Annotated in this window: 18 protein-coding genes; 14 read left to right on the top strand and 4 right to left on the bottom strand. The window is 32.4% G+C overall.

Annotated features, from left to right (window positions below; translation table 11 throughout):
- The first annotated feature begins 4 nt into the window (after window positions 1-4).
- From FHK87_RS11400 to FHK87_RS11335, 14 genes are all read left to right on the top strand, one after another.
- Window positions 5-1,915 (top strand): DUF3857 domain-containing protein, encoded by a 1,911-nt coding sequence (locus FHK87_RS11400; protein WP_140592901.1) that lies wholly within the window; start codon window positions 5-7, stop codon window positions 1,913-1,915.
- Window positions 1,916-1,936: 21 nt separating this feature from the next.
- The gene (locus FHK87_RS11395) at window positions 1,937-3,961 is read left to right on the top strand and encodes a DUF3857 domain-containing protein (RefSeq protein WP_140592899.1); all 2,025 of its coding nucleotides are present in this window, start codon (window positions 1,937-1,939) and stop codon (window positions 3,959-3,961) included.
- A gap of 3 nt (window positions 3,962-3,964) precedes the next feature.
- Window positions 3,965-4,291: a nucleotide pyrophosphohydrolase gene (locus FHK87_RS11390; RefSeq protein WP_140592896.1), complete on the top strand. Its 327-nt coding sequence runs from the start codon at window positions 3,965-3,967 to the stop codon at window positions 4,289-4,291.
- 36 nt (window positions 4,292-4,327) lie between these two features.
- Window positions 4,328-4,546, top strand: coding sequence for a hypothetical protein (locus tag FHK87_RS11385; RefSeq protein ID WP_140592894.1), 219 nt, complete (start codon window positions 4,328-4,330; stop codon window positions 4,544-4,546).
- A gap of 1 nt (window position 4,547) precedes the next feature.
- A complete protein-coding gene (locus FHK87_RS11380) occupies window positions 4,548-5,771 on the top strand; it encodes a 3-phosphoshikimate 1-carboxyvinyltransferase (RefSeq protein WP_140592891.1) in 1,224 nt (407 codons plus the stop codon).
- Window positions 5,772-5,957: 186 nt separating this feature from the next.
- Entirely contained in the window at window positions 5,958-7,007 is a 1,050-nt protein-coding gene (gene queA, locus FHK87_RS11375) for a tRNA preQ1(34) S-adenosylmethionine ribosyltransferase-isomerase QueA (protein WP_140592888.1), read from the top strand.
- Window positions 7,008-7,231: 224 nt separating this feature from the next.
- A complete protein-coding gene (locus FHK87_RS11370) occupies window positions 7,232-8,155 on the top strand; it encodes a chalcone isomerase family protein (RefSeq protein WP_140592886.1) in 924 nt (307 codons plus the stop codon).
- A gap of 110 nt (window positions 8,156-8,265) precedes the next feature.
- Window positions 8,266-9,306 (top strand): 23S rRNA (adenine(2503)-C(2))-methyltransferase RlmN, encoded by a 1,041-nt coding sequence (gene rlmN, locus FHK87_RS11365; protein WP_140592883.1) that lies wholly within the window; start codon window positions 8,266-8,268, stop codon window positions 9,304-9,306.
- Between the two features lie 135 nt (window positions 9,307-9,441).
- On the top strand, window positions 9,442-10,419 hold the full coding sequence (locus FHK87_RS11360) for a polyprenyl synthetase family protein (protein ID WP_140592880.1): 978 nt from the start codon (window positions 9,442-9,444) through the stop codon (window positions 10,417-10,419).
- 99 nt (window positions 10,420-10,518) lie between these two features.
- Window positions 10,519-11,088 carry an RNA polymerase sigma factor gene (locus FHK87_RS11355; protein ID WP_140592877.1) on the top strand — a complete coding sequence of 190 codons (570 nt, stop codon included), beginning with the start codon at window positions 10,519-10,521 and terminating at the stop codon, window positions 11,086-11,088.
- A complete protein-coding gene (locus FHK87_RS11350) occupies window positions 11,069-11,887 on the top strand; it encodes a hypothetical protein (protein WP_140592874.1) in 819 nt (272 codons plus the stop codon). Before FHK87_RS11355 ends, FHK87_RS11350 begins: the two co-directional genes overlap by 20 nt.
- A gap of 108 nt (window positions 11,888-11,995) precedes the next feature.
- On the top strand, window positions 11,996-13,066 hold the full coding sequence (locus tag FHK87_RS11345) for a porin family protein (protein WP_140592872.1): 1,071 nt from the start codon (window positions 11,996-11,998) through the stop codon (window positions 13,064-13,066).
- Window positions 13,067-13,288: 222 nt separating this feature from the next.
- Window positions 13,289-13,888: a Crp/Fnr family transcriptional regulator gene (locus FHK87_RS11340; RefSeq protein WP_140592869.1), complete on the top strand. Its 600-nt coding sequence runs from the start codon at window positions 13,289-13,291 to the stop codon at window positions 13,886-13,888.
- A gap of 507 nt (window positions 13,889-14,395) precedes the next feature.
- Window positions 14,396-17,419, top strand: coding sequence for a T9SS type A sorting domain-containing protein (locus FHK87_RS11335; protein WP_226294209.1), 3,024 nt, complete (start codon window positions 14,396-14,398; stop codon window positions 17,417-17,419).
- 151 nt (window positions 17,420-17,570) lie between these two features.
- Here FHK87_RS11335 and FHK87_RS11330 read toward each other — a convergent pair whose 3' ends face one another.
- The 4 genes from FHK87_RS11330 to FHK87_RS11315 all read right to left on the bottom strand — a co-directional run bounded on the left by FHK87_RS11330 (window position 17,571) and on the right by FHK87_RS11315 (window position 23,955).
- Window positions 17,571-18,551 carry an SH3 domain-containing protein gene (locus FHK87_RS11330; protein ID WP_140592867.1) on the bottom strand — a complete coding sequence of 327 codons (981 nt, stop codon included), beginning with the start codon at window positions 18,549-18,551 and terminating at the stop codon, window positions 17,571-17,573.
- Window positions 18,552-18,557: 6 nt separating this feature from the next.
- The gene (locus tag FHK87_RS11325) at window positions 18,558-20,483 is read right to left on the bottom strand and encodes a DUF4419 domain-containing protein (RefSeq protein ID WP_140592864.1); all 1,926 of its coding nucleotides are present in this window, start codon (window positions 20,481-20,483) and stop codon (window positions 18,558-18,560) included.
- 256 nt (window positions 20,484-20,739) lie between these two features.
- Window positions 20,740-22,296, bottom strand: coding sequence for a DUF3828 domain-containing protein (locus FHK87_RS11320; RefSeq protein ID WP_140592862.1), 1,557 nt, complete (start codon window positions 22,294-22,296; stop codon window positions 20,740-20,742).
- A 336-nt stretch (window positions 22,297-22,632) separates the two neighbouring features.
- The gene (locus FHK87_RS11315; protein ID WP_140592859.1) at window positions 22,633-23,955 is read right to left on the bottom strand and encodes an SH3 domain-containing protein; all 1,323 of its coding nucleotides are present in this window, start codon (window positions 23,953-23,955) and stop codon (window positions 22,633-22,635) included.
- Between the last annotated feature and the right edge of the window lies 1 nt (window position 23,956).

Genomic DNA, 23,956 nt, shown 5'->3' with positions numbered 1-23,956 from the left:
TTATATGCATAAAAAATTACTACGATTTTTTGTGGCTATCCTTGTATTAGTGTTTTTTAAAATTAATGCTCAGGATAGTAACCTGCAAACCTCACAAATTAACCCGTCTTTAATAGAAGAAGCAAATGCTATAATAAGATCAGAAGAAATTATTGTTGACATAAAATCTATTCATTCTGTTACCATAAAAACGAAGAGAACGATAACAATTTTGAATAAGTATGGTAATAAAAATGCAGATGCTTATGAAAGTTATGATCCTTCAATAAAAATTAAAAAACTTGAAGCAGTAGTATATGATAAAAATGGCAAAGAAATCAAAAAATATAAAAAGAAAGATTTCAAAGACAGAAGTTCTTATGATGGGGTTTCTTTAATGATAGATGATCGTGTAAAGTACTTTGAATATACTCCTGTAGCATATCCTTATACAATAGCTTTTGAAAGTGAAGTAGAAAAAAACTCTACTGCTTTTATAAATTCTTGGGACCCTATTTCAAATTATAGGTTAGGTATAGAAAAATCTTCTTATAAACTCTTAAATCCTTCAAAAATAAAATTGAGAATCAAAGAAATTAATTTTGATGGATATAATGTTGAAAGAAAAAAAGGAGAAAGTGATGAGGTGTTTTTAATTTCTAATGTGCAACCGGTTATTCCAGAAGTGTTAAGTCCTTTAAGATTGGAAAGAGTGCCTAGAGTTAAGGTTGCTTTGAACGATTTTTCTTTAAAAGGAATCGAAGGACATGCCTCAGATTGGAAAACTTTTGGTAAGTGGCAATATGACAAATTAATTTTGGGAAGAGATGAGTTACCCCAAGAAACTATAGAAGAAATAAAACAATTAGTTGCGAACTCAAAGACAAAAAAAGAGAAAGCAAGGTTGATTTATAAATATGTTCAGAATAAGACTAGATATATTAGTGTGCAACTAGGAATAGGAGGATGGATGCCATTTTTGGCAAGTGATGTAGATCGATTGGGATATGGAGATTGCAAAGCGCTTACTAACTATACCAAAGCCTTACTTAATAGCCAGGGGATTACTTCTTATTATACAATTGTTCATGCAGACAAAAAAATTGATATCGATAAAGAATTTGCATCAATGCAAGGAAATCATGTAATCTTAAATATCCCTGATGAACAAGAAGATATTTGGTTGGAATGCACAAGTCAAAATACACCATTTAATTTTATCGGAGATTTTACAGATGACAGAAATGTGTTGGTCATCATGCCTGAAGGTGGAGAAATAAAGAGAACAAAGAAGTATGGTTCTGAAGATAATCATTATCATGTTGATGCTACCATACACTTAGGCACGGATAAAAAATTAGTTTCTGATTATATAAAAAAATCTAAAGGATTGGAGTATGATTGGAATTATAAGATTCAATACCAAAATCCTAAAGATCAAAAACTTTATTACAAAAAGTATTGGGATTATTTGAATGATTTAAAAGTGAATTCGATTAAATACCAAGACGATAAAAGTGATATTGTTTTTACAGAGAAATTAAATATTTCGTGTGAAGGATATACCAAAAAGGTTGGATCAAGACTATTAGTTGTTCCAAATGTTTTTAGTAGAGATCAAAGTAATTTCCCTCAATATGAAGATAGGCAAACCTCTTTAATAATAGCCAGGGGGTATGTGAATACAGATGAATATATAATTAACCTTCCCAGTGGATATCAAATCAATAGTTTACCAGAAAAAAGAGAATTAAAAACCAAATTTGGCTTATATACTTATGAATTAGAAAAAATTAAAGACTCACAGATTCGATTCAAAAGATATTTAAAAATTACGGATGGGACTTATCCTAAAGAAGAATATGAAAATTATAGAAAATTTAGATCAGAAATCAAAAAAATAGACCATTCTAAGATAGTGTTGAAACAAATTTAAGCACATTAACCAATTAATTTTATGAAGAATTTTTACTTTTTATTAGCCTTTTTATTTACCGTTGTTATATCACTTAAAAGTCATGCACAAGAATATAAATTCGGTAAAATAACCAAAGAAGAACTTCTTGAGGAATCATACAAAGGAGATAGTACTGCAAATGCTGCTGTTCTGTTCGAAAATAAAAAAATATATTATGATTTTGGGCAACAAAACGGATTTAGAATAGTCACCGAAGTTTTTAGAAGAATTAAAATATATAATAATAAGGGTTTTGATCATGCGACCCATGAAATTTATTTATACAAAGAAAATAGTAATGCAGAGAAAATTTCAGGTTTAAAGGGAATCACCTATAATTTAAAAGACGGTGCTATAGAAGAAACAAAACTTAAAAAAAGTGAAATTTTTGAAGAAGAGTATTCTGAATATAATAATCAGGTAAAATTTACAATGCCTTCTTTAAAAGAAGGTTCTGTCATAGATTATAAATACAAAATTATATCGCCTTTTTATTATAGTATTGACAAAATGTATTTGCAAAATACTATTCCTATCAAACAACTTAAAACGGTTGTCCAAATACCAGAATATTTTAATTTTAAAAAGTTTACAACAGGATATTTACCGATTCAACTTAAAGAGTCAAGTTTTAATAGTAAAATAACATTAACATCAAAGACAAGATCAGGAGGACAAGGGTTTACTCCTTCGTCTACTAATTTTTCGAGTAGAGATATTGATCATAGAGTAAATGTTTACAATATTACTTCACAAGATGTACCTGCTTTTAGAGAAGAACCCTATAGTGGAAATCCTGATAATTATTTGTCGTCTATTGTATTTGAGTTACAATTTGTGAAATTTCCAAATAGTAAACTAGAAAACTTTTCAACAACATGGGAAGCAGTTGTAAAATCCATATACAAAGACCCTAGATTTGGCGGTGAATTAGAAAAGACAAGTTATTTTAAAGAAGATTTAAAACAATTACTAAAAAGCATAGATTCTCCCGTAGAAAAAGCAGCGCTCATATATAATTTTGTAAAAACAAAAATGAATTGGAATGAAAAATATAGTGTTGTTTCAAATCATGGAGTTAAAAAAGCTTACAAAGAAGGTGTAGGTAATGCAGCCGAGGTTAATTTTATACTTATAGCAATGCTCAAATATGCTAAAATAAAAGCTACACCTGTTTTGGTAAGTTCTATTAAAAAAACTACAGCTCTGTTCCCAACATTAAAAGGTTTTGACTACGTAGTTGCAAGAGTACAATTGGGGGATAAATATATGTATCTTGATGCGACTGATAAATATGGAGAACCAAACATTCTCCCAAATAGAGTGATTCACGGTTCTGGTAGAATTATATCAGAGAATGGCTCCACTAGATTAGTTACTTTTAGACCTAAAACACCTTCTTTAAATAGGCTGGGGATTCAATGCGAAGTTGATTCTGATGGTGCTGTAAAAGGGAAGACAAATCTATACTATAAAGATTATTTAGCCCATAACTTCAGATTAAATTATAGTGCTGAAAGCCAAGAAACAATGATCAAAAGATTAAAACAAAAATATGAGATCAATACTTTAGATAATTATGAGGCGAAGGGTATGCGTGAACTTGGTAAACCTGTAATAGAACGTTTTGATTTTAATTTGGATAATCAAGTAGAAGTGATCGATGATGAAATGTTTTTTTCTCCTTTATTATTTTTAAGAGATAAAGAAAATGTATTTAAGTCTGAAGAAAGAAGATATCCAATTGATTTTGGTTTTGGATATTCAAATACAATGATGATTTCTATAAAAATTCCTGAAAATTATGAAATTGTAGAAATTCCAAAGAGTTCAGCATTTAGATTACCAGAAAATATGGGTAATTTTGTCTATAGAATTAATAAAACTAGTAACTCAATTCAGGTTAGTATAACAGAAACTTTGAACGTTCCATTTGTAACAGCAGATTATTATCCTGTTTTGAAACAGTTTTATAGTCAAATTATAGAAAAAGAAAGTGATCAGGTTGTATTAAAAAAAATATAGATAATGAATATTCAAAATGCGCAACATGCTGTAGACGATTGGATTAAAATCCATGGGGTAAGATATTTTAATGAACTTACTAATATGGCTCAACTTACAGAAGAAGTAGGAGAAGTAGCAAGAATTATTGCTAGGAGATATGGAGAGCAAAGTGAAAAAGAAAGCGATAAAAATAAGGATCTGGGCGAAGAATTGGCAGATGTTTTGTTTGTAGTATTGTGTCTGGCAAATCAAACAGGAATTGACCTTCAAGAAGCATTTGACAAAAAATTGGATATTAAAACCAAAAGAGATCATGATCGTCATCATAACAATGAAAAATTAAAATAAATGTTTGTTACGATACTATCCTCAAAAAAATATTGGATGTCTGTTAGCTTTATCGGTATAGGCTTTATTTTTATTTACAGCATTATAGAGTATTTTATGCAATACAGTACCTTAGGATGGGAAGCGTTTATTACCGAAAGAATAGCTAACCAAAATTGGGTTAGATATATCATATCCAGAATTGTAGGAGGGGTATTGTATGGAATGATTATGGCATATTATTTTGAATTGAGAAAATTAAAATCAAAACGATAACATGAGTTTGAAGCTATCACAGATTACAAACATCACAAATAATACATTGCAAGTTACGGGATCAAAAAGTGAAACCAATAGACTATTAATTCTTCAAGCTCTATATCCCAATATTACTATTGAAAATATCTCAAATAGTGATGATTCAAATCTTATGCAAAAAGCATTGATAAGTAATGATCAAATAGTAGATATTCATCATGCGGGTACGGCAATGCGATTTCTTACAGCCTATTTTGCAATACAGAAAGGTAAAGAAACAGTACTTACCGGAAGTGCAAGAATGCAAGAGAGGCCGATTAAAATTTTGGTCGAAGCATTACAAAAAATTGGCTGTACTATTCAATATGAAAATGAAGAAGGTTACCCTCCAATCAGAATTTTAGGTAAGCAACCCGATACCAACACAGTATCACTAGAAGCTAATATTAGCAGTCAATATATTTCTGCTTTAATGCTTATCGCATCATCATTACCTAATGGATTAGAGATCTCTTTAGTAGGCAAAGTCACTTCAGTGCCTTACATAAAAATGACACTTAGTCTATTACAGGATGTTGGAATAAAAGGCACTTTTGAAAATAATAAAATAACAATAAAGCATTACAAATCAATTGAACCTGTACACATAGTTGTAGAATCCGATTGGAGTTCTGCTTCTTATTTTTATAGTATCGTTGCTTTATCAAATAATGGTTCTGTAACTATAGGAAGTTATAAAAAGGAGAGTTATCAAGGAGACGCCGCTCTGGTAGAAATATATAAAAACCTAGGTGTAGAAACAGCTTTTGGAGAGCATACTATAACATTAACTAAAACTTCCGAATCAGTTACAGGAATTCCTGAGGGATTAGATTTATCAAATTGCCCTGATATTGCTCAAACTATTGTTGTGACTTGTTTTGGATTAGGGCTAGGTTGTTATTTAACAGGGCTTCATACATTAAAAATTAAAGAAACAGATAGATTAGAAGCTTTAAAAATTGAAATTGAAAAATTAGGAGGAATAGTAGAAATTACAGACAATAGTTTAAAGCTGTATCCGCGTACCGAGATTAAAGAAGGCATATCTATTGCGACTTATCATGATCATCGTATGGCAATGGCCTTTGCTCCTTTGGCTTTGAGAACTACTTTATATATAGAAGAAGCAGATGTAGTTTCTAAATCCTACCCGGATTTTTGGTCAGATTTAAAAAAATTGGGCTTTTTGATTACCGATTAGCGTATCTGTATGTTTTGTGATGCTTTGTCATAGCAATAAAATAGTGTCAATTGTTGAGAGTTAGACTTCTTTCGAAGAAACTTTTTAAAAAACAACATAGTAAGTAATATACAAATATGTGCTCATTTACTTGACAACCCCTATTCTGAGATTGTATATTTGCAACTTCAAAAAATATAGACACTAATGAAGTTATCACATTTCAATTTTAACCTTCCGCAAGAGTTGTTGGCTGAGTATCCAGCAGAGAATAGAGACGAGTCTCGTCTAATGGTTCTTAATCGTAAAGAGCAAACTATAGAACATAAACAGTTCAAAGATCTTATAGATTATTTTGAGCCTAATGATGTAATGGTTGTCAATAATACCAAGGTTTTTCCTGCTAGATTATACGGGAATAAAGAAAAAACAGGGGCTAGAATTGAAGTGTTTTTGTTACGCGAGTTAAATTCTGAAACTCGTCTTTGGGATGTATTAGTTGATCCTGCAAGAAAAATTCGTATAGGAAATAAATTATACTTTGGGGATGATGAAAGTCTAGTAGCCGAAGTAATTGATAACACTACTTCCAGAGGACGTACACTACGTTTTTTATATGATGGGTCTTATGATGAATTTAGACAAAAACTAAATGATTTAGGAGAGACACCATTACCAAAATATATAAAAAGAGATACCGAGCCAGAAGACGAAGAAAGATATCAAACAATATATGCCAAAAATGAAGGAGCGGTAGCAGCACCAACAGCAGGATTACACTTTTCTAAACATCTTATGAAAAGATTAGAGATCAAAGGGGTAGATTTTGCAGAAATTACTTTGCATGTTGGTTTGGGAACTTTCAACCCGGTAGAAGTAGAAGATCTTTCTAAACATAAAATGGATAGTGAAGAAGCTTATATAACTGCCAAAGCTGTAGATGTTATAAACCAAGGAATCGAGCGTAAGCAAAAAGTGTGTGCAGTAGGTACTACCGTTATGAGAGCTTTAGAAAGTTCAGTATCTTCAGAAAAAACATTAAATGAATTTAGAGGGTGGACAAATAAGTTTATATTTCCTCCTTATGATTTTAGTATTGCCAATTGTATGATCACTAACTTTCATACACCAAAATCTACTTTGCTTATGATGGTTTCTGCATTTGCAGGACATGATTTTGTAAAAGAAGCCTATGATCAAGCAGTAAAAGAAAAGTATAAATTTTATTCGTATGGAGATGCCATGCTAATTATATAAAATTTCCGATATAGTATCAAAATAATGATCCTGTTGCGTTTTTTGCGCAACAGGATTTTTTATTATTATGTTAAAAATTAAACACTTGTAAGGTACTTCTTGTTAAATAAATGATATTTTATTGATTCTTTATAGTAAAGTAAAACTATCATTTTAGATTTTTATAGATTTGTGCTGCTTTTTTTAAGCCCTAAATAAAAAAGAACTAAACCTAAATATGTCTAATGAAAATTATAGTCAGTTACTTTACGTTTTTTATTACCCTTATTACCTTTTCGCAAACCCAGGTTGGCAGTCTTTATTTTAACGATTCAGATACGTTTGAGGGATCAGAGCTAATGCTTAATGGTGCCGGAGCCAGAGAAAAACTCTATGCGATGGCATTGTATCTCGATTTTGAAGTTGACGGCGTAGAAGATGGGATAAAAGTAGCCGAAAAAGATGATACAATGGCAGTTGTATTAAAACTTACCTCATCTTTTTCAAGAAAAGAGTTCAAAGAAATTATAAGAAACGGATTAGAGAGAGCTACAGACGGTAATAGTTATCTATTAGAAAATCAAATTAGAGATTTTTTAAATCTCCTTCCATCAGAGATTAACAAGTTTGATATTTTCAAAATTTTACATAAAAAGGGAGGAGAACTTACACTGTACAAAAACAAAGAAAAATTAGGAACGATAAAAAGTTTGGAGTTTAAAAAAGCATTGTTTAAAATTTGGCTGGGAGAGAATCCCGTAAATGTAGAATTAAAAACAAACTTATTAGCTTCTTATCAGCCTAACCCTGTATTAGGTAAATGGAAAACATTTGATAAAAAGACAGGAGTAGCGATCAATATAGTACAATTATATGTTATCAAAAATAAAGTTTTTGGAACCATAGACAGAATGCTACGACAATCAGAAAGAGATGCAGTATGCTACGAATGTAGAGGCGATGATAAGAATCAAAAAGTAGAAGGGTTAGTAATCTTGAAAGGATTAAAGAAAGTTGGTGAGAAATATGTAGAAGGAAAATTTACAGATATCAAAACAGGAAAAGTATCAGAGTGTCAGATATGGACAAAGCCAGAAGATCAAGGTGTACTTTATATAAAATACAAAGGCGGTGGCGGTGTACATAAATGGAAGAAAGTAAAAGAATGATCTTCTTTTTTAGCAATAACAGCTAGATTTTACGATATATACATTAATTAGTATCTAATGAAAAGTTAGATAACTGCCAAAGTACCCTTTATCTTTTATACTTTTGCAAAATGAGTGTAAAGAAAAAAGACATACGAGCTTTATCCAAAGATCAATTAAGAATTTTTTTTGAAGAACAAGGAGATAAAGCTTTTAGAGGTAATCAGGTTTATGAATGGTTATGGAATAAAGGAGCCCATAATTTTTCAGATATGACCAATATTTCTAAAGACACCCGACTGATGCTAGAAGAACACTTTGTGATCAACCATATCAGAGTGGACCAAATGCAACGTAGTACAGACGGGACGATCAAAAATGCTGTAAGATTACACGATGGCCTAGTTGTAGAATCAGTACTAATTCCTACACCAACAAGAACCACAGCCTGTGTTTCCTCTCAGGTAGGGTGTAGTTTAGATTGTAAGTTTTGTGCTACTGCCCGCTTAAAAAGGATGAGGAATCTTAATCCAGATGAAATTTATGATCAAGTTGTTGCGATAGACAGAGAAAGCAAATTATATCATAGTCGTCCCTTGTCTAATATTGTATTTATGGGAATGGGAGAACCTTTGATGAATTATAATAATGTGCTCAAAGCCATTGATAAAATTACCTCACCAGAAGGATTAGGAATGTCTCCCAAACGTATCACACTTTCTACATCCGGAGTGCCAAAAATGATTAAAAAAATGGCAGATGATCAAGTTAAATTTAAATTAGCGGTATCACTACACTCAGCAATAGAAGAAGTTAGAACTTCTATAATGCCATTTAATCAAACATTTTCACTCGAAGACCTCAAAGAAGCACTAATCTATTGGTATCAAAAAACTAAAAGTAGAATTACATACGAATATGTGGTTTGGAAAGGGATTAATGATCAACAAAAAGATATAGATGCTCTTCTTAAGTTTTGTACCTATGTACCTTGCAAGGTAAATCTAATAGAATATAACCCTATAGACGATGGGATGTTTCAGCAAGCATCTGGTTCTGCTATTGATAAGTATATTCATGCTTTAGAATCCAAAGGTTTTGTTGTTAATGTAAGGAGAAGTAGGGGCAAAGATATTGATGCTGCGTGTGGTCAATTAGCAAATAAATCTTAATAAAACACTTTGATTTTACTCAACAAATCTATATTTATCGTTAATATTAACATATATAACACTATAGTATTGTAACAGAAAAACTATTTACATTATCTTAGCACCGAATAATTAATAGCATCCAAGAATACATAGTTGAAAGTCGTAGAGCAAATAAAACTGCCTATTATTGAAGAAATGGAACTTTTTGAACAAAAGTTCTCAGAGTCGATGTCTTCAAAAGTTGCTCTGCTCAACAGAATCACCCACTATATTGTCAACAGAAAAGGAAAACAAATGAGACCAATGTTTGTGTTTCTCGTGGCAAAAATGGTCTCTGGAGGAGAAATAAATAATAGGACATACCGAGGTGCGTCGGTTATAGAGTTGATACATACTGCAACTCTTGTTCATGATGATGTAGTAGATGATTCTAATCAAAGAAGAGGTTTTTTCTCTATCAATGCACTATGGAAAAATAAAATAGCAGTACTAGTTGGAGATTATTTACTATCAAAAGGGCTATTGCTTTCTATCGATTATGGAGATTTTGACTTACTTAAAATTATTTCGGTAGCCGTTCGTGAGATGAGCGAGGGAGAACTACTTCAAATAGAAAAAGCTAGAAATCTAGATATAACAGAAGAAGTGTACTATGATATCATTCGTCAAAAAACAGCTACTCTTATTGCAGCATGTTGTGGTTTAGGAGCTTGTTCTGTTGCCCCAGAGACTGATCATGTTCAAAAAATGAAAAAATTTGGCGAGTTAATCGGTATGGCTTTTCAAATTAAAGATGATCTTTTTGATTATGGTGATACTGCTATAGGAAAGCCTACGGGTATAGATATCAAAGAGCAAAAAATGACACTTCCTTTGATTTATACATTGAATCATTGTTCTAAAGAAAGAAAAAAATGGTTGATCAATTCTGTCAAAAATCATAATAAGAACAAAAAAAGAGTCAAAGAAGTTATCAAGTTTGTAAAAGAGAATGGGGGACTAGAATATGCAATAACAGTAATGCATCAATTCAAAGAAGAAGCTTTGACTATTCTTTCAGAATATCCTGATTCTGATTATAAATCTTCTTTAGAGCTCATGGTGACCTATGTAATAGACCGCAAAAAATAACCATAGTCAAAAAAAATCACTATTTTTTAAGTATCGGGCAACCTTTTCATTTTTATATGCGTCTATGCATATAGAAGAATAAATCAATTCATATTAAAATTGAAAGTCATTCAATTCTATAAAAACGAAGTACAGCTAATTAAAAGAGCAAAGAAGCAGCGCAGAGATGCGCAACAAGAGCTATACAATCTATATGCTCCCAAAATGCTGGCAGTATGTAGACGATATATCCGCGATACCAACTGTGCAGAAGAAGTTATGCTGACTGGTTTTTTAAAAGTATTTACAAATCTCAATACTTTTAAATCAGAAGGAAGTTTTGAAGGCTGGATACGAAGGATTATGATTAATGAATCGATATCATTTTTAAGAAAAGAGAAGCATACGCTGTTTACAGAAGAAATCACAAATTATAATGAAGAATCCTGGAACAACATTAATTCGATATTAGAAGTAGAACAAATTCAAGAGTTGATAGATAGTTTGCCTCCAGGATACAAAATGGTTTTTGTATTGTATGCTATAGAAGGCTATAAACATATTGAAATTGCAGATATGTTACAGATTTCTGAAAGTACATCAAAATCACAACTTTTTAAAGCAAGAAAGATGTTACAGCAAAAATTAAGTTACCAAAATAGAATGCACAATGGCGCCATTAAAGTTTGAAGATAGAATGAGAGAAAAATTAGAAGGGCATACTATAGAGCCTTCTTCTAATTCGTGGGAACGTTTGGCATTGCGGATAGATAATACGCAACTTCAGAAAAAGAACAATCAAAAGAAATGGTGGTTGGCTGTCGCAGCTATATTTATTGGAATATTAACGACTACCATGCTTTTTAGAACCAATACCTCATCACCCAATAATACCTCTACAAAATTCGTGGTTCAGGATACATCAATAATAAAAAATACCAATGAAAAAAGTATAGAAAATCGAGATACTAACAAACAATTGGTTAAAAACGATACTCTTATTGTTGAAAAAAAGTATGATATAACTACTAGTGTAGCAAAAACTGTAGAAGCTACAAGACAGAAAAAAGAGAATCAAACATCCTCTATGGTACAAGTAGAAGATAAGAATACTCGCAATTCTAATACTACAATAGCAAATACAATTTTAAAAGAAAATAAAGAGATTTTGGTAACACCAAATGATATAGTACCTATACATGACTCTATTATACATAACAAAGTTGAAGAGGTAATTGCCAAAGTAGCAGAATTAGAAAAAAATAACAGATCTGTATCAGACGAAGAAATTGATCAATTATTATATAAAGCACAAAGAGAAATAGCTCAAGAAAAAATATTTCAATCAGATTATGCAAAAGTAAATGCTACCGCACTTCTAGAAGAAATAGAAGGGGAGTTGGATGAAACATTTAAAAAACGTGTTTTTGAAGCGCTAAAAACAGGTTTTCAAAAAGTTAAAACAACTATCGTAGAAAGAAATCATTAGACAATATTCATCAATCAGTTTTGTGTGGGAGTTCTAAAAAGTAATGTAATACTATAGATGCTTACTTACTCTTTAGGCATCCCCACAAAGTGTCAAAAATCAAATTACATGAAGACCATAGTTACACTAGCTACAATTGTAGTCATGTCATTTCTTGTTCAATTAACAAATGCGCAAGAGAGAGAAATAAACAGCGAATTAGAACTACTAGAGCAACAAAAAGAGCAGATCGTTTTACAAGAAAAAGAAGCACTAAAACAAAAAGTTGAGAAGATCAATGATCAATTGATTAATAAAGAAATTACAATAGAAGAAGCGCAAAGACAAAAAGAAAATGCAGCAAAAACCCACGCTTTAAATATTGAAAACAAAATAGCAATTATAGATAATCAAATCGCATTAATACAAAGAAACGGTATTGAATCCGATCAAGAAGAAGATCCAGAAGTATGGATAGGTGTCGGAGCTAAAAGTAAGAATAGCAACGATATTTTATTTGGGATAAAGATTAATCCCGATAAGGAAAAAGAAATAAAATATGATCGTCGCACAACTTCTCACCTTGTGATCGCAACAGGTTTTAATAATGCTATTTCAGAAGATAAAGGCTTTGATGATCTTGACTATAAAGGAGCAGGAAGTCGGTTTTTTGAAATTGGTTGGGTATGGAAGACAAGAGTCTTTAAAAATACCAATTTCTTAAGGTTAAAATACGGATTGTCCTACACAAACAATGGATTAAAACCAGAAGGAAATAGATACTTTGTAGAAAGTAATAATCAAGTACGCTTAGAAGAGTTCAGAGTTGAACTTAGCAAATCAAAATTTAGAATGGATAATCTTGTTATCCCGGTACATTTTGAGTTTGGGCCATCAGAATTAACCGAAACAGCGCAAAGCATACGATACTCTACAGAATACAAGTTTATTTTTGGTATTGGGGGGTATGCAGGATTTAATTTGAGTACACGCCAAAAATTAAAATACAGAGAAAATGGTGAGCGAATTAAAGATAAAATCAAAAGAGATTATAATACCAGTGATATCGTTTATGGTATAAGCGGCTATATAGGTTGTGGTGATCTCTCACTATATGCAAAATACGATCTTTCTCCTATTTTCGAAGATGCAGAAATAGAACAAAATAATATTTCTCTTGGTTTGAGAATTGAACTTTAATCCTTTCGTGTAGATATAATGTAATACAGAGTACTGATAAGAATTAGGAGACACAATAAAAAGTAAAATACTTTAGAGTAAGCAATTCCAAAATATATTCGAGTTTCGACTATCGAGCAAACTATTTAATTTTAAAATGTCACGTTATGCTACAATTGTGCTTATAGAAATATAACACATAAAATAAGGCTTGCGATGTACATATTAAAATCAAAGAATTACATGTCGGAAAAAGATAAAATGGTTTTAGAATCACTTATTTCTGACGATTCATCATTAGATAAAAGCGTTAAGAATGATTTTTTAACGCTTTTTCATCACGAAGAACTACACAAAAAGCAATATCTTATCAAAAAAGGGACTTTTACACATCCAATTGCATTTTTGGCAGAAGGCATATTACGAAGTTTTGAGATCAATAGTAAAGGAGAAGAAATTACAACAATGTTTTTCGAGGCTCCTTGCTTTGTTATGGATATTAGCGCTTATTTAGAGAATAAAACAACTCAAATAAATGTAGAAGCGCTAACTTTTTCAAGAGTATATAAAACGCATCTACATCTATTATATACCTCTATTAACCATAACCTTTTGTTCAATAAAATTTTTAGGACTATTCTAGAAAAAACAATATGTGCTTCGAGGTATAAGTCTTCTTCATTTTTGTTGTATACAGCAGAGGAGCGATATAAATACTTTGTAAAAGAACATCCAAATATATATAAAACAATTCCGCAATATTATATCGCTTCTTATTTAGGAATAAAACCACCTTCACTTAGTAGAATACGCAGTCGTCTCAGATATGATATGACCGCTTAATACAATTTTAATTCGTACTGGAAAAAATCCGATCGCCTTTATTTTAGTTGTTGATGACAATTTCGATTGTTTAGGAAAACTACCGTTTTCCGTAGTGTTTGTTAGGGAACCCTTTATCATAGAGATGAAGGGTTTTTTTAAAGTGTAAAAGATTGCTTTTTTATGAGGTTAAGGTTAATGTAGCATCTTATGTTTGTTTTTAATGCTTTAAGGATAAAATACTTTATTTTTCAAAATTCATTGCGGATACACAAATGCAACAATATTGCAAAAGCGAATTCCTTAATTACTGTAAGGTTATACCGTAATTATTTGTTTTTAAGGATTTTATATGGTTTTATTTTTTGTTTTGTGGCGAAATGCTTTATATTTATTCCAGTCATATGTTGAAATAGTTCTTACCCAAACCCTTAACCTAATTCTTGTTTTTTTAAGAAAATGCAAGAAAAAAACTTATGTGAAAATTGGTATGTAGCCCAGTAATTAAATTAACCAAATTTCACACATATGAAAATTTCACTCTTTTATTGCACACTCTTTATGTTGTGTAGTTTTGGGCTTTTTGCTCAAAAATCACCTATGAAAGCTAGCTCGCACAGCAAGGCTTCTTATGTAAGAAATATTCCTGCATTATCTAAGATGGATAATATTATTTCTGCAAAAGGAATCATCAAAAATGGTAGCGAAAAGCGCAGAGGTAAGAACACTTTTGTTCCTGGTAAGGGGCTTCCTGCGGCTGGACAATCAGACCCTTTAGCGCAAGTACAACAAAAATCCACAAAAGCGGCTATCTCGACACAGGTTGCATCTTTTGACACTTTTGAAGGATTTAGTACTCCTACGGATCCTACAGGAGCGATAGGGCCTAATCATTATGTATACGCATTTAATACTGGATTCGGAATCCGAGATAGAAATGGTAATGTGTTACTACCAGAAGCTTCTTTGGCTACATTATTTCCTAACGAAAGTGACAACTCTGATGGAGATCCTATAGTAGTATATGATAACTTTGCAGATCGTTTTGTGATCATGCAGTTTTTTGGTTCATCTCCTTCTGAGCCTGAAAAAGGATTTTTGATCGCAGTTTCTCAAGGACCAGATCCTATAAATGATGGATGGTTCTCTTACCGTTTTGATACTGATACATTTCCTGATTATGAAAAACTCTCTATATGGAGTGATGGATATTATATTACAGCCAATAAAGACCAAAACTCTCCCGATGTTAATGATGTAGTATTTGCATTAGAAAGAGATTTGATGCTTGTAGGAGACCCAAATGCACAAATGATAGGATTTCCTTTACCAGGAGCAGAAACCAATGGTTTTTATAGTCCAGGAGGATCAAATGCTACAGGAATCAACTTACCTCCTGTAGGAGTAGGACATTCAATACTTTATTTACAAGATGATAGCTGGGCTGGTGTTAATCAAGATCATATCAAAGTATGGACAACAGATGTAGATTGGGTAAATCCTGCAAACTCAACGATTTCGCAGCCACAAGAAATCACGACAGCACCTTTTGATAGTGTATTTGATAATGGATCTTTTTCAAATCTGGAACAACCATCAGGACCAGATATCGATGCACTACAGGCAACTATGATGTACATGACTCATTATAGACGTTTTGGTACGCACAATTCTATTGTACTTAATTTTGCTGTAGATTTAGACGGTACAGATAGTTTGGCAGGCATTCGTTGGTATGAACTCAGACAAACTGCCGATGGTCAGCCATGGACGATCTATCAAGAAGGAACATATGCACAGCCAGATGGACTTAGTGCTTTTTGTGGTAGTATGGCAATGGACGCTCAAGGTAATATCGGGTTAGGATATACTGTGGTAAGCACTTCAGTTTTTCCTTCATTACGCTATACCGGTAGACTTGCAAGTGATCCACTTGGTACTATGACAGCCGCAGAACAAGTATCGGTAAATGGTAATAATCCATCAGGTTCTTTTAGATATGGAGATTATGGACAAATGACAATAGACCCTCTGGATGATATGACTTTTTGGTATACAGGAGAGTATTTTGGTACAAATAGTATTAGAAAAAATTATGTAGTAGCTTTCAAATTAGAACCAGAGATTATAGATAATGAGGCGCCTACTGCACCTACAAACCTTACCGCAATCGATACCACTGCTCGACAAATCACCTTGCAATGGAATAGTGCTACCGATAATATTGGTGTTACCAGTTATGATGTCTATAGAGATGCAACATTATTAGAGACAGTAACAGATACCGTTTATGTTGCAAATCGATTGACACCTCTAACAACTTATGAGTTCTTTGTTGTTGCCAAAGATGCATCAAATAATGAATCTCCTGCTAGTAATAGTATCAGTGTTACAACTCTAGAGAGCACTACGGGACCCGGTTGTGTAGATGGACTATTATTGCCATATGCAGAAAGCTTTGAATCAGGCATTGGGGCATGGACTCAAGATGCTACAGACGATTTAGATTGGTTGCAAAACTCAGGTGGAACTCCATCTCGAAATACAGGGCCTTCTTCGGCAGATGATGGAGTTTCATATTTGTTTGTAGAAGCCTCTGGCAATGGTACAGGGTTTCCACAAAAAAGAGCTACACTCAATTCTCCTTGTTTTGATCTTAATGATGCAGGGTCAGCGGTATTCTCATTTAGATATCATATGTTTGGAGGTACCGATTTTGGTTCATTAGCATTAGAAGCTACTAATGATGAGGGGGTGACCTGGACAAGTATTTGGAGCAGAACCGGAAATCAAGGTAACTCATGGCAAACTGCAACAGTAGATCTGGCAGATTATATTGGTTCTGGATTACAATTAAGATTTGTTCGTGTTACTGGATCTACATGGCAAGCAGATGCCGCTATTGATAAGATTGAATTATCTACAGGCTCAGGCTCAGGAGGATCAAATTGTGCAACAGGAGATATAACTGTAAGTATCACTTTTGATAACTATCCTGAAGAAACATCTTGGACATTAACAGACGCAGCAGGTACAATTGTAGCATCAGAGAGCTATAGTGCGTCTAATCCTGATGGTTCTACGGTTACCGAGACTATTAGTGGTTTGGCTACAGGTAGTTATACGTTTACAATTAATGACGCGTTTGGCGATGGAATTTGTTGTGAGTTTGGTAATGGATCGTACACAGTATCGAGCAGTGCTGGCGAAATTTTATCAGGAGGAGACTTTACTGATTCAGAAAGCACAGATTTTTGTGTAGAAAATACTGCAGTAAAATTAGATACATACGATTTGGCAGATATTACTAAAGACGATAGTCGTTTTGTGTTATCTCCAAATCCGGTGACAAGAGGAACACTCAATATTTCTGTAGAGAAAATCCCTGTACAGCAATTAGAAATTTTCTCTATGTTTGGTCAGAAAGTATACGTTGCAGGGAAAAAAGATAATACATCTCAAGTAGATGTAAGCGCATTACCATCAGGAACTTATTTTGCTAGAATTACAGCAGAAGAAGCGGTGGTAACCAGACGTTTTATTATTAAATAAAATAAAACGTTTAGCTTTTTAGGTAGTTTAAGAAGAACTCTAAAAGATCATTTTTAGAGTTCTTTCTTTATTTGAATGATTGATTATTTTGGGTATTATTAAATGCACAGATTGTAATATATGTACAAAACTATAAGATGTATTACAAATTCTAATCGTAATAATAGAAACTGAATGTTGTTGCTTTTTGATTGGTAAATGATAAATTCCAACTGATCTCACTACCAGTATCTTTAGTTCGCATAAATCCGAAATCGAAAGAGCAAAATTCTTCTTTGTTTTCGTAACACCATTTGTTCTCTTTTGTTGTAATCGGAAAAATAGTGATAATTTCTTGCTTTGTAGTTTGACTGTCGATCCTGAAACCATCATAGTCCAGAAAATTATTTTCATCAGACATAAAATTTATAGATAAGAAGCTGATTTCATTATTCAATTCTTCGTATGCAACACCATTTTTGTAGAATAGCTGTGTTTCTGGGCTGTCATACCACATCAGATCACCTTCTTCGGTACCAAAATACTCAGCAACATTTTCTTCGATATAGTAGATGTCTTCATAATAATATTCATTTTTTTCTCCTACTAGGTCATCATCTTCGACTACGATAAAGGATTTAATAGAGTCTGGTTTGCCTAAAACATTTATAAATTCTTCTTTAGTGCTTTTTATGTTTAGCTTTCCGTTAATTAATAATTCTTCTGCTAACATTCCTTTGGGAGGTAGACTATCCAACTCATTTACGGTTCTTAAAAAACCATTGAATAGATATCCTTTTTTTCCATTCAATAACCGGACATATACCCAATTACCGATAATCGTATTACCTTCATCAGATATAGTTTCTTGCTTATCAGGATGGTTTTTAAGGAGATATACAGGCTCCAGATATTTTAGCGTACTAATTTTTTTGGCCGTTAATGAAGGTTGTTCTCTAAAAGTTAATCCATTTGCATAGACATAATACAAAGTATCTGTTTTAGAACGTATCGGAGTCTTGTTCTTTTCTATTATTTCCTTTTCTTCTACAATATCATTATCGGTTACAGGTACAGGTTTTTTTTGATTTTGCTTACAAGAAACAAGTATGATGATCACTGATAATAAGGTAATGTATTTTTGAATCGTCATAGCGTGTTATAGTTGTATTCTTACATAACTATTTACTTTCATGAGTTGCTCATCATCAATGTGAGGCTCAAATTCTTTGTCAATTACCTGTATAGGAGCCAGAGCAGGTAACCATGTCGATGGCATCTGGTTGAGCAGATTTTGTACTTTATCAGATAGTATGTCTTGTGCCTCATCCAGTGTTACATTAGTAACCTTTCCATTGGTTAATACAATAAAACTCAGCTTTTTTTTAGGTAGTTTGAGTTGTTCTTTTAAATATGATTTTACATCTGCATAGCTTGCCGCAGTATCTTTATATTTTTTGTGATTATAAATTGCCGCTTGCTTTATGGATTTTGACTCTATTGGATAGGGTATCCAGTATTTGTCACATTCATGAGCTGTATTCTCTACAAAATCTCCTTCTTGTATAGTAACCTGATTTGCTTCTTTTTTGCATATGGCATAAGAGATGTATGGTTTTAGAGATTTGTCTTTAAATTGCTGAATCCCCATAAATCCTGCAAATACTTGTATGTCTGTTTGTGAGTTATTAAAGCGATTGTTCCATTGTATAGAAATTTCTGCAAGACCCGATGGAAAATCATCTGTTGATAGGGTAGACATCAGGTAATCGGTATTTTTATAATACGGATTTTTGATATAAATCTCTTTGACTTTACTTCCCTTTTCATTGTCATACTCGCCGGTTGCTTCTCCTGTGGCTTTGAGATAAGGAAAAAATTTGATAATCCACCCCGAGATATAAAAAGCAGCATACTCTGATGCATTTTTGTAGATGTCTTTCCAAAAGGGTTGATCGATATGTCCAAGTGATGCTTTATAAAATTGTTGTAAAACAGGTTCTAGGCTATCAAGCCAATCGTCTACACCATATCCTTTAAGTTTTTGAGTGTTTTCATAGATTTTTTTCCAGTCTTCAGGAGTTCCTTCTATAGTTATATAGGGGATTCCGCATCCGGATTCGGCAACGTATTGAAAAGCTTGTTCAAACCCCTCGAGTAATGTAACCTGATACGCTGTTGTATGCAGAGGAGTAGTGGTCGAAAACTTGGGTACCATAATTTGATACAAATTGTCATGGGTGTATTTTTGGGTATCTTTTGATAGTAATGATACTAGTTTTGCCCATTGTGCTGCGCCTTGATCAAGTTCGTCTATTCTAAATTCTATTTTTGAAGGTTTATCTTTTTTAAAGATTTTACTTTCAAGCGTTTTAAAATTCTGATTGATATGAATAGAAAACCCTTGTGTGATCGATAACCAAATAATATCAGGAGAGAGGATCAACGGGCGGTGTGTATCATAAGCATCTTGTACAGCTTGTATAAGATTATTATTGTTTGAATAAATTAATTGTAGTTTTTTGGAATCTTCAGGAATAAAATAGGTTTCTTTTTTGGTTTTAAGCCTAAACACATCTAAGGCAGGTCGGGTAGGCATTAACTCTGTCGCAATAGATACTTGTGCTGTTCTAAAACTACTATTTTTCTTTTGCGAAAAAAATGATGCTCTCGAAGCCAAAAAACCATCAAATGCATATCCCTTTACAGCATTATTTTCTAAAACCTCTACCCAATGTCCTTTTATTGTTTTTCCTTCGTCTTTGATTTCTAAAGCAGTATCTGTGGTTTTACCAGTTTGTACAGTAGAGAGATAGTCGAGTTTACCGATCTTTTTTCCGGATAAGTCGGGTTGCTCTCGTATAACAAGGCCATTTTGTGCGGTGACTATGGTTGCGTCTGTTATAGTAACAGTGTCTAATTTCCAGATGTGTGTTGTATCATGAGTAAGAACCGGGGATTTTTCCCCATCTTGTTTTTGCTTGCAAGCAAACAATAGAAATAATATAACAATGCCAAGGATTGTTCTATAAATCATATGAGAATATAAAATATTCGTTTTGATTTCAAACTTATTTTGGAGCATTTGTTTGATTTATAGATGGTTACTATTTTTTGTTAATTTTAGCACAATATACTACAATTTTAACAATTTGGTCTTTTGATCAGATTGATTGAAGGGGTTATAGGTTGTTTTTTTTAACTTTTTAAGAAGTATATGATACTGCATAGGGTTAGAAATTGCAGCAATCAGAATTAAGGTCATCATACTTATAAAAGCAAAACTTTACAATAGACGCCGCGATGCGATTTTTCTCTAACACAATTATAGTTTATGTTTTTTAAGGTTTTTTATATGTAATTATTTCAATAGGGGATTGTATATAGACATCTCTTTGTTTAAGCTTTATTTCATAGACTATCAAATATTTTCCAAAACTCATGTCTGGATGAAACAAATTTATCTTTGAGTTATTATCCCATTTATTAATTTGATATGTTTCATTTACGGCTTCTACTTCATTATCATCAAAAGGCGGTTGATAATCTACTCTAATTAATTCTTCCCAATCATTAATCCATTCGACAGTATACATTTTATTTTTTTGAGAAATGAAGATGATATTAATCGTTTCGATATTGATATAATAATCCTTTTCTACTGTAAATCCACCAGAGTGAAAATAACCATTTTGTTCTTCTGACAATAAGTTGTCAAAAGATACATGCTCGTGATTAGCAATGTATTCACTATATTCTTTTTGTAGTGATTGCAGTGTAGTATCAATCGATTTACTCGAATGTATTTTTTTATGAATGTCTTTGATACTTATATTCTCTTTCCAACTTGGATCTGAATTAAAAATATAGCTTGGCTGTAATATTTCTGGAAGATCAGTACTTCCTATCATATTTTCATAAGTCTGGTAGCTATTATCTAAGTCTAGATCTGAAAAGGATAAATTTCTTTTCTCCAAAATATCTTCTATTGAACCTTTCTGTATGATTACATTATTATTTTGACTTATATCGTAGTATAAATTTTTATTTCCCTGTAGTGTTTCAATTTTAGTAATTTCTAAACATTGATAGCATGCTTCATTCTCTATATCTCTCGCTTTGAGCACTATAATCGTATCTATTGCATTTGGAATTACTTTAAAATGAAGCTGGTCAGGATATCGTTCTACAGAAAAATTGCAACTATCATTTTTTAATATTATCGGGATAGAGGGGTATGATTTTTTGTACTTATCATCAAGGAGGTCGATCGACAAAAATGTGATAAATTGACTTATATCTTTATTGCAAACAATACTTTCTTCTGATGCTTCATCAATATATTTTGTTAGTTCTGCTTCATGCTTTTCAAGCTCATCAAGATTTAGCATACTATCATTATTAATAGCATCTATCATATACGTATTTTCATTCTTTATTACGTGCAGAATAATTTCTGTAGAAGGTTCATTTTCAAGTTGAAATACATTAAAATGTACTTTGAATTCGTTTATTTTATCGGGTGATGCCTCAACCTTAAATGTTTTTTTAATGACTTCACCATTAAAATCTTGTGCTTTTATAAAGGGGTCATAATCTAAGATATAATTATCCTCTGTTCTCAATGCATTCATATAATTAAGTAACCTTTTGGATATAAAATTAGATAGTGTGTTGTCGTCGAACTCGATATTATCTGTAAAATAGAAAGAGGCATAGAACTTTTTTATTGCCTGTATTGCTTCAGAATCGTTGATATCAGCAGTGTTTTTTTCTTTATTTGTTTTTACTGAAGTTGTATCAACTGTATTTAGGTTGTTTTCTTTAGGATTTTGACGCTGTTTGCAAGCGACTACCAATAGTATGATAAGTATAAAGTAATTTACCCGGTTGTTCATGTACTTGTATTTTTTTATTGGTATTATGATTTGATTGATGTTTGGGCGTAAAGTATTGATTTTTGTTCTATTAACCTGTTGTGAATTTAAAAAACTTTAACAAATTTGATTAGATATTATCTGATAAGTCTTCGCATAGTATCTATTATATGTTACGTAGATAAAGGTGACCCGCACGCACCCCATGCCAGCGTGCCATATTACATAGGGAAAACATGCGTATAGGTAATCTTGAGTCTCTTTAACCCATGTTTAGTATTTTTTTCTTTAAGGTTTGTTTTCAAAATCTTAGGAACTATATTTATCCTGCACCTACTAGTTTTGTTCTACTGCAGTTTAGTAATACCGTTCCGTATATTGGTTGGTAAAGGTATCTTTATTGACTTTTTCGGTATAGGTTTTTACCCATTCGGGATAATAGTAAGTCACTTTTAATATTCTGCCTTCCAGAGTATATTTGGCAAAAGGTTCCCCTTTGATGGGGTGTTTTTGTAAGCCAAAATCATTATCTAATTGACTGTCAAAAACACAATCAGCATCATAAGCCCAGATAAGTTCAATTTCATTTTCACTTATCACTTTTGTCGGATAGGTGTATTGGCATTGCCCATGAAGTTGATAATCTATAGCGTTTTTAGAGATATTGATGTAGATATAATCAGCATTTTGCCAGCCTCTAAAAATGGTAGGCTGTTCATAGGGGGTTAAAAAACCATCGAATATATAACCGTATTGATGGGATGTGTTGAGATTATCGACAGCAATCTTTACCCAATGTCCTTCTGTAGTAGTATAGCCTTCTTCATCTTCAAAAGTGAAAAGGACGTTTGTTTTTTCTAAAACTTCTATATCAGTATTAAAAGGGAGTTTCCCGATGCGATTGCTATTAACGTCTGGGCTTTCTCTAATCAATAAACCATTTTTTGCAACTACCGTAAATTTGTTTCTGTTCGATATACGGGTGTAGGCATATGAAATAAGTTCTTCTGTATCACAAATGTCAAAAGCGTAGCCAATACCATCTATCTGTACAGTTTTGACTTCGGTAGGCATATCATCTTCCATAGTATTTGTGGTTTCTACTTTTATGTTTCCTTCTAAAACCTCGTATTGTATACGCTCATGACTGCCTGCTCCCATGGCATAACATTCTATATCAATGAGCATGAGTGTCTCTTTAATATATTTATAACGACTGAAATTGTTACTCTGTGGGCCTACACCATACAACTTTATCGATAGTACTCCATTTTCTATTGCAATCTCTTCTTGATCATAATTTGTAATATCATCTTCTCTGGATCGATATTTTTGAGGAAATACTGTTTTGGAGATCACATCAAGATTGAACTCATTTTCGTCTTTTAGAAATACCATTACTTCTCTGTCTACCAAGGGAGAGTCGTTTTTGCGTACAACCAATACGAGATCATTAACTGTATCTAGATTAAGATCTCCTGTAGCAGAGTATTCTAATTCGTATCCTTTGGGTATAAGCGCAGTGTAGTCATTCTCTATTAGGTTTTCTGCGGTTTCTTTGTGTTCTTCAGGAATCTCCTTTTTCACCTCGAGAGACGCATCTGTATTTTGAGTATTGTTTTTGCAGGCGATGTATATAAATAGGAATGATAGTATAAATAAGGGTATTGTTTTTTTCATA

Origin of the sequence: Aquimarina algicola, from assembly GCF_006443095.1 — a bacterium.
Taxonomy (GTDB): domain Bacteria; phylum Bacteroidota; class Bacteroidia; order Flavobacteriales; family Flavobacteriaceae; genus Aquimarina; species Aquimarina algicola.
Note: the sequence above shows the minus strand (reverse complement) of the source record. Positions and strands in the feature narration are given on the sequence as shown.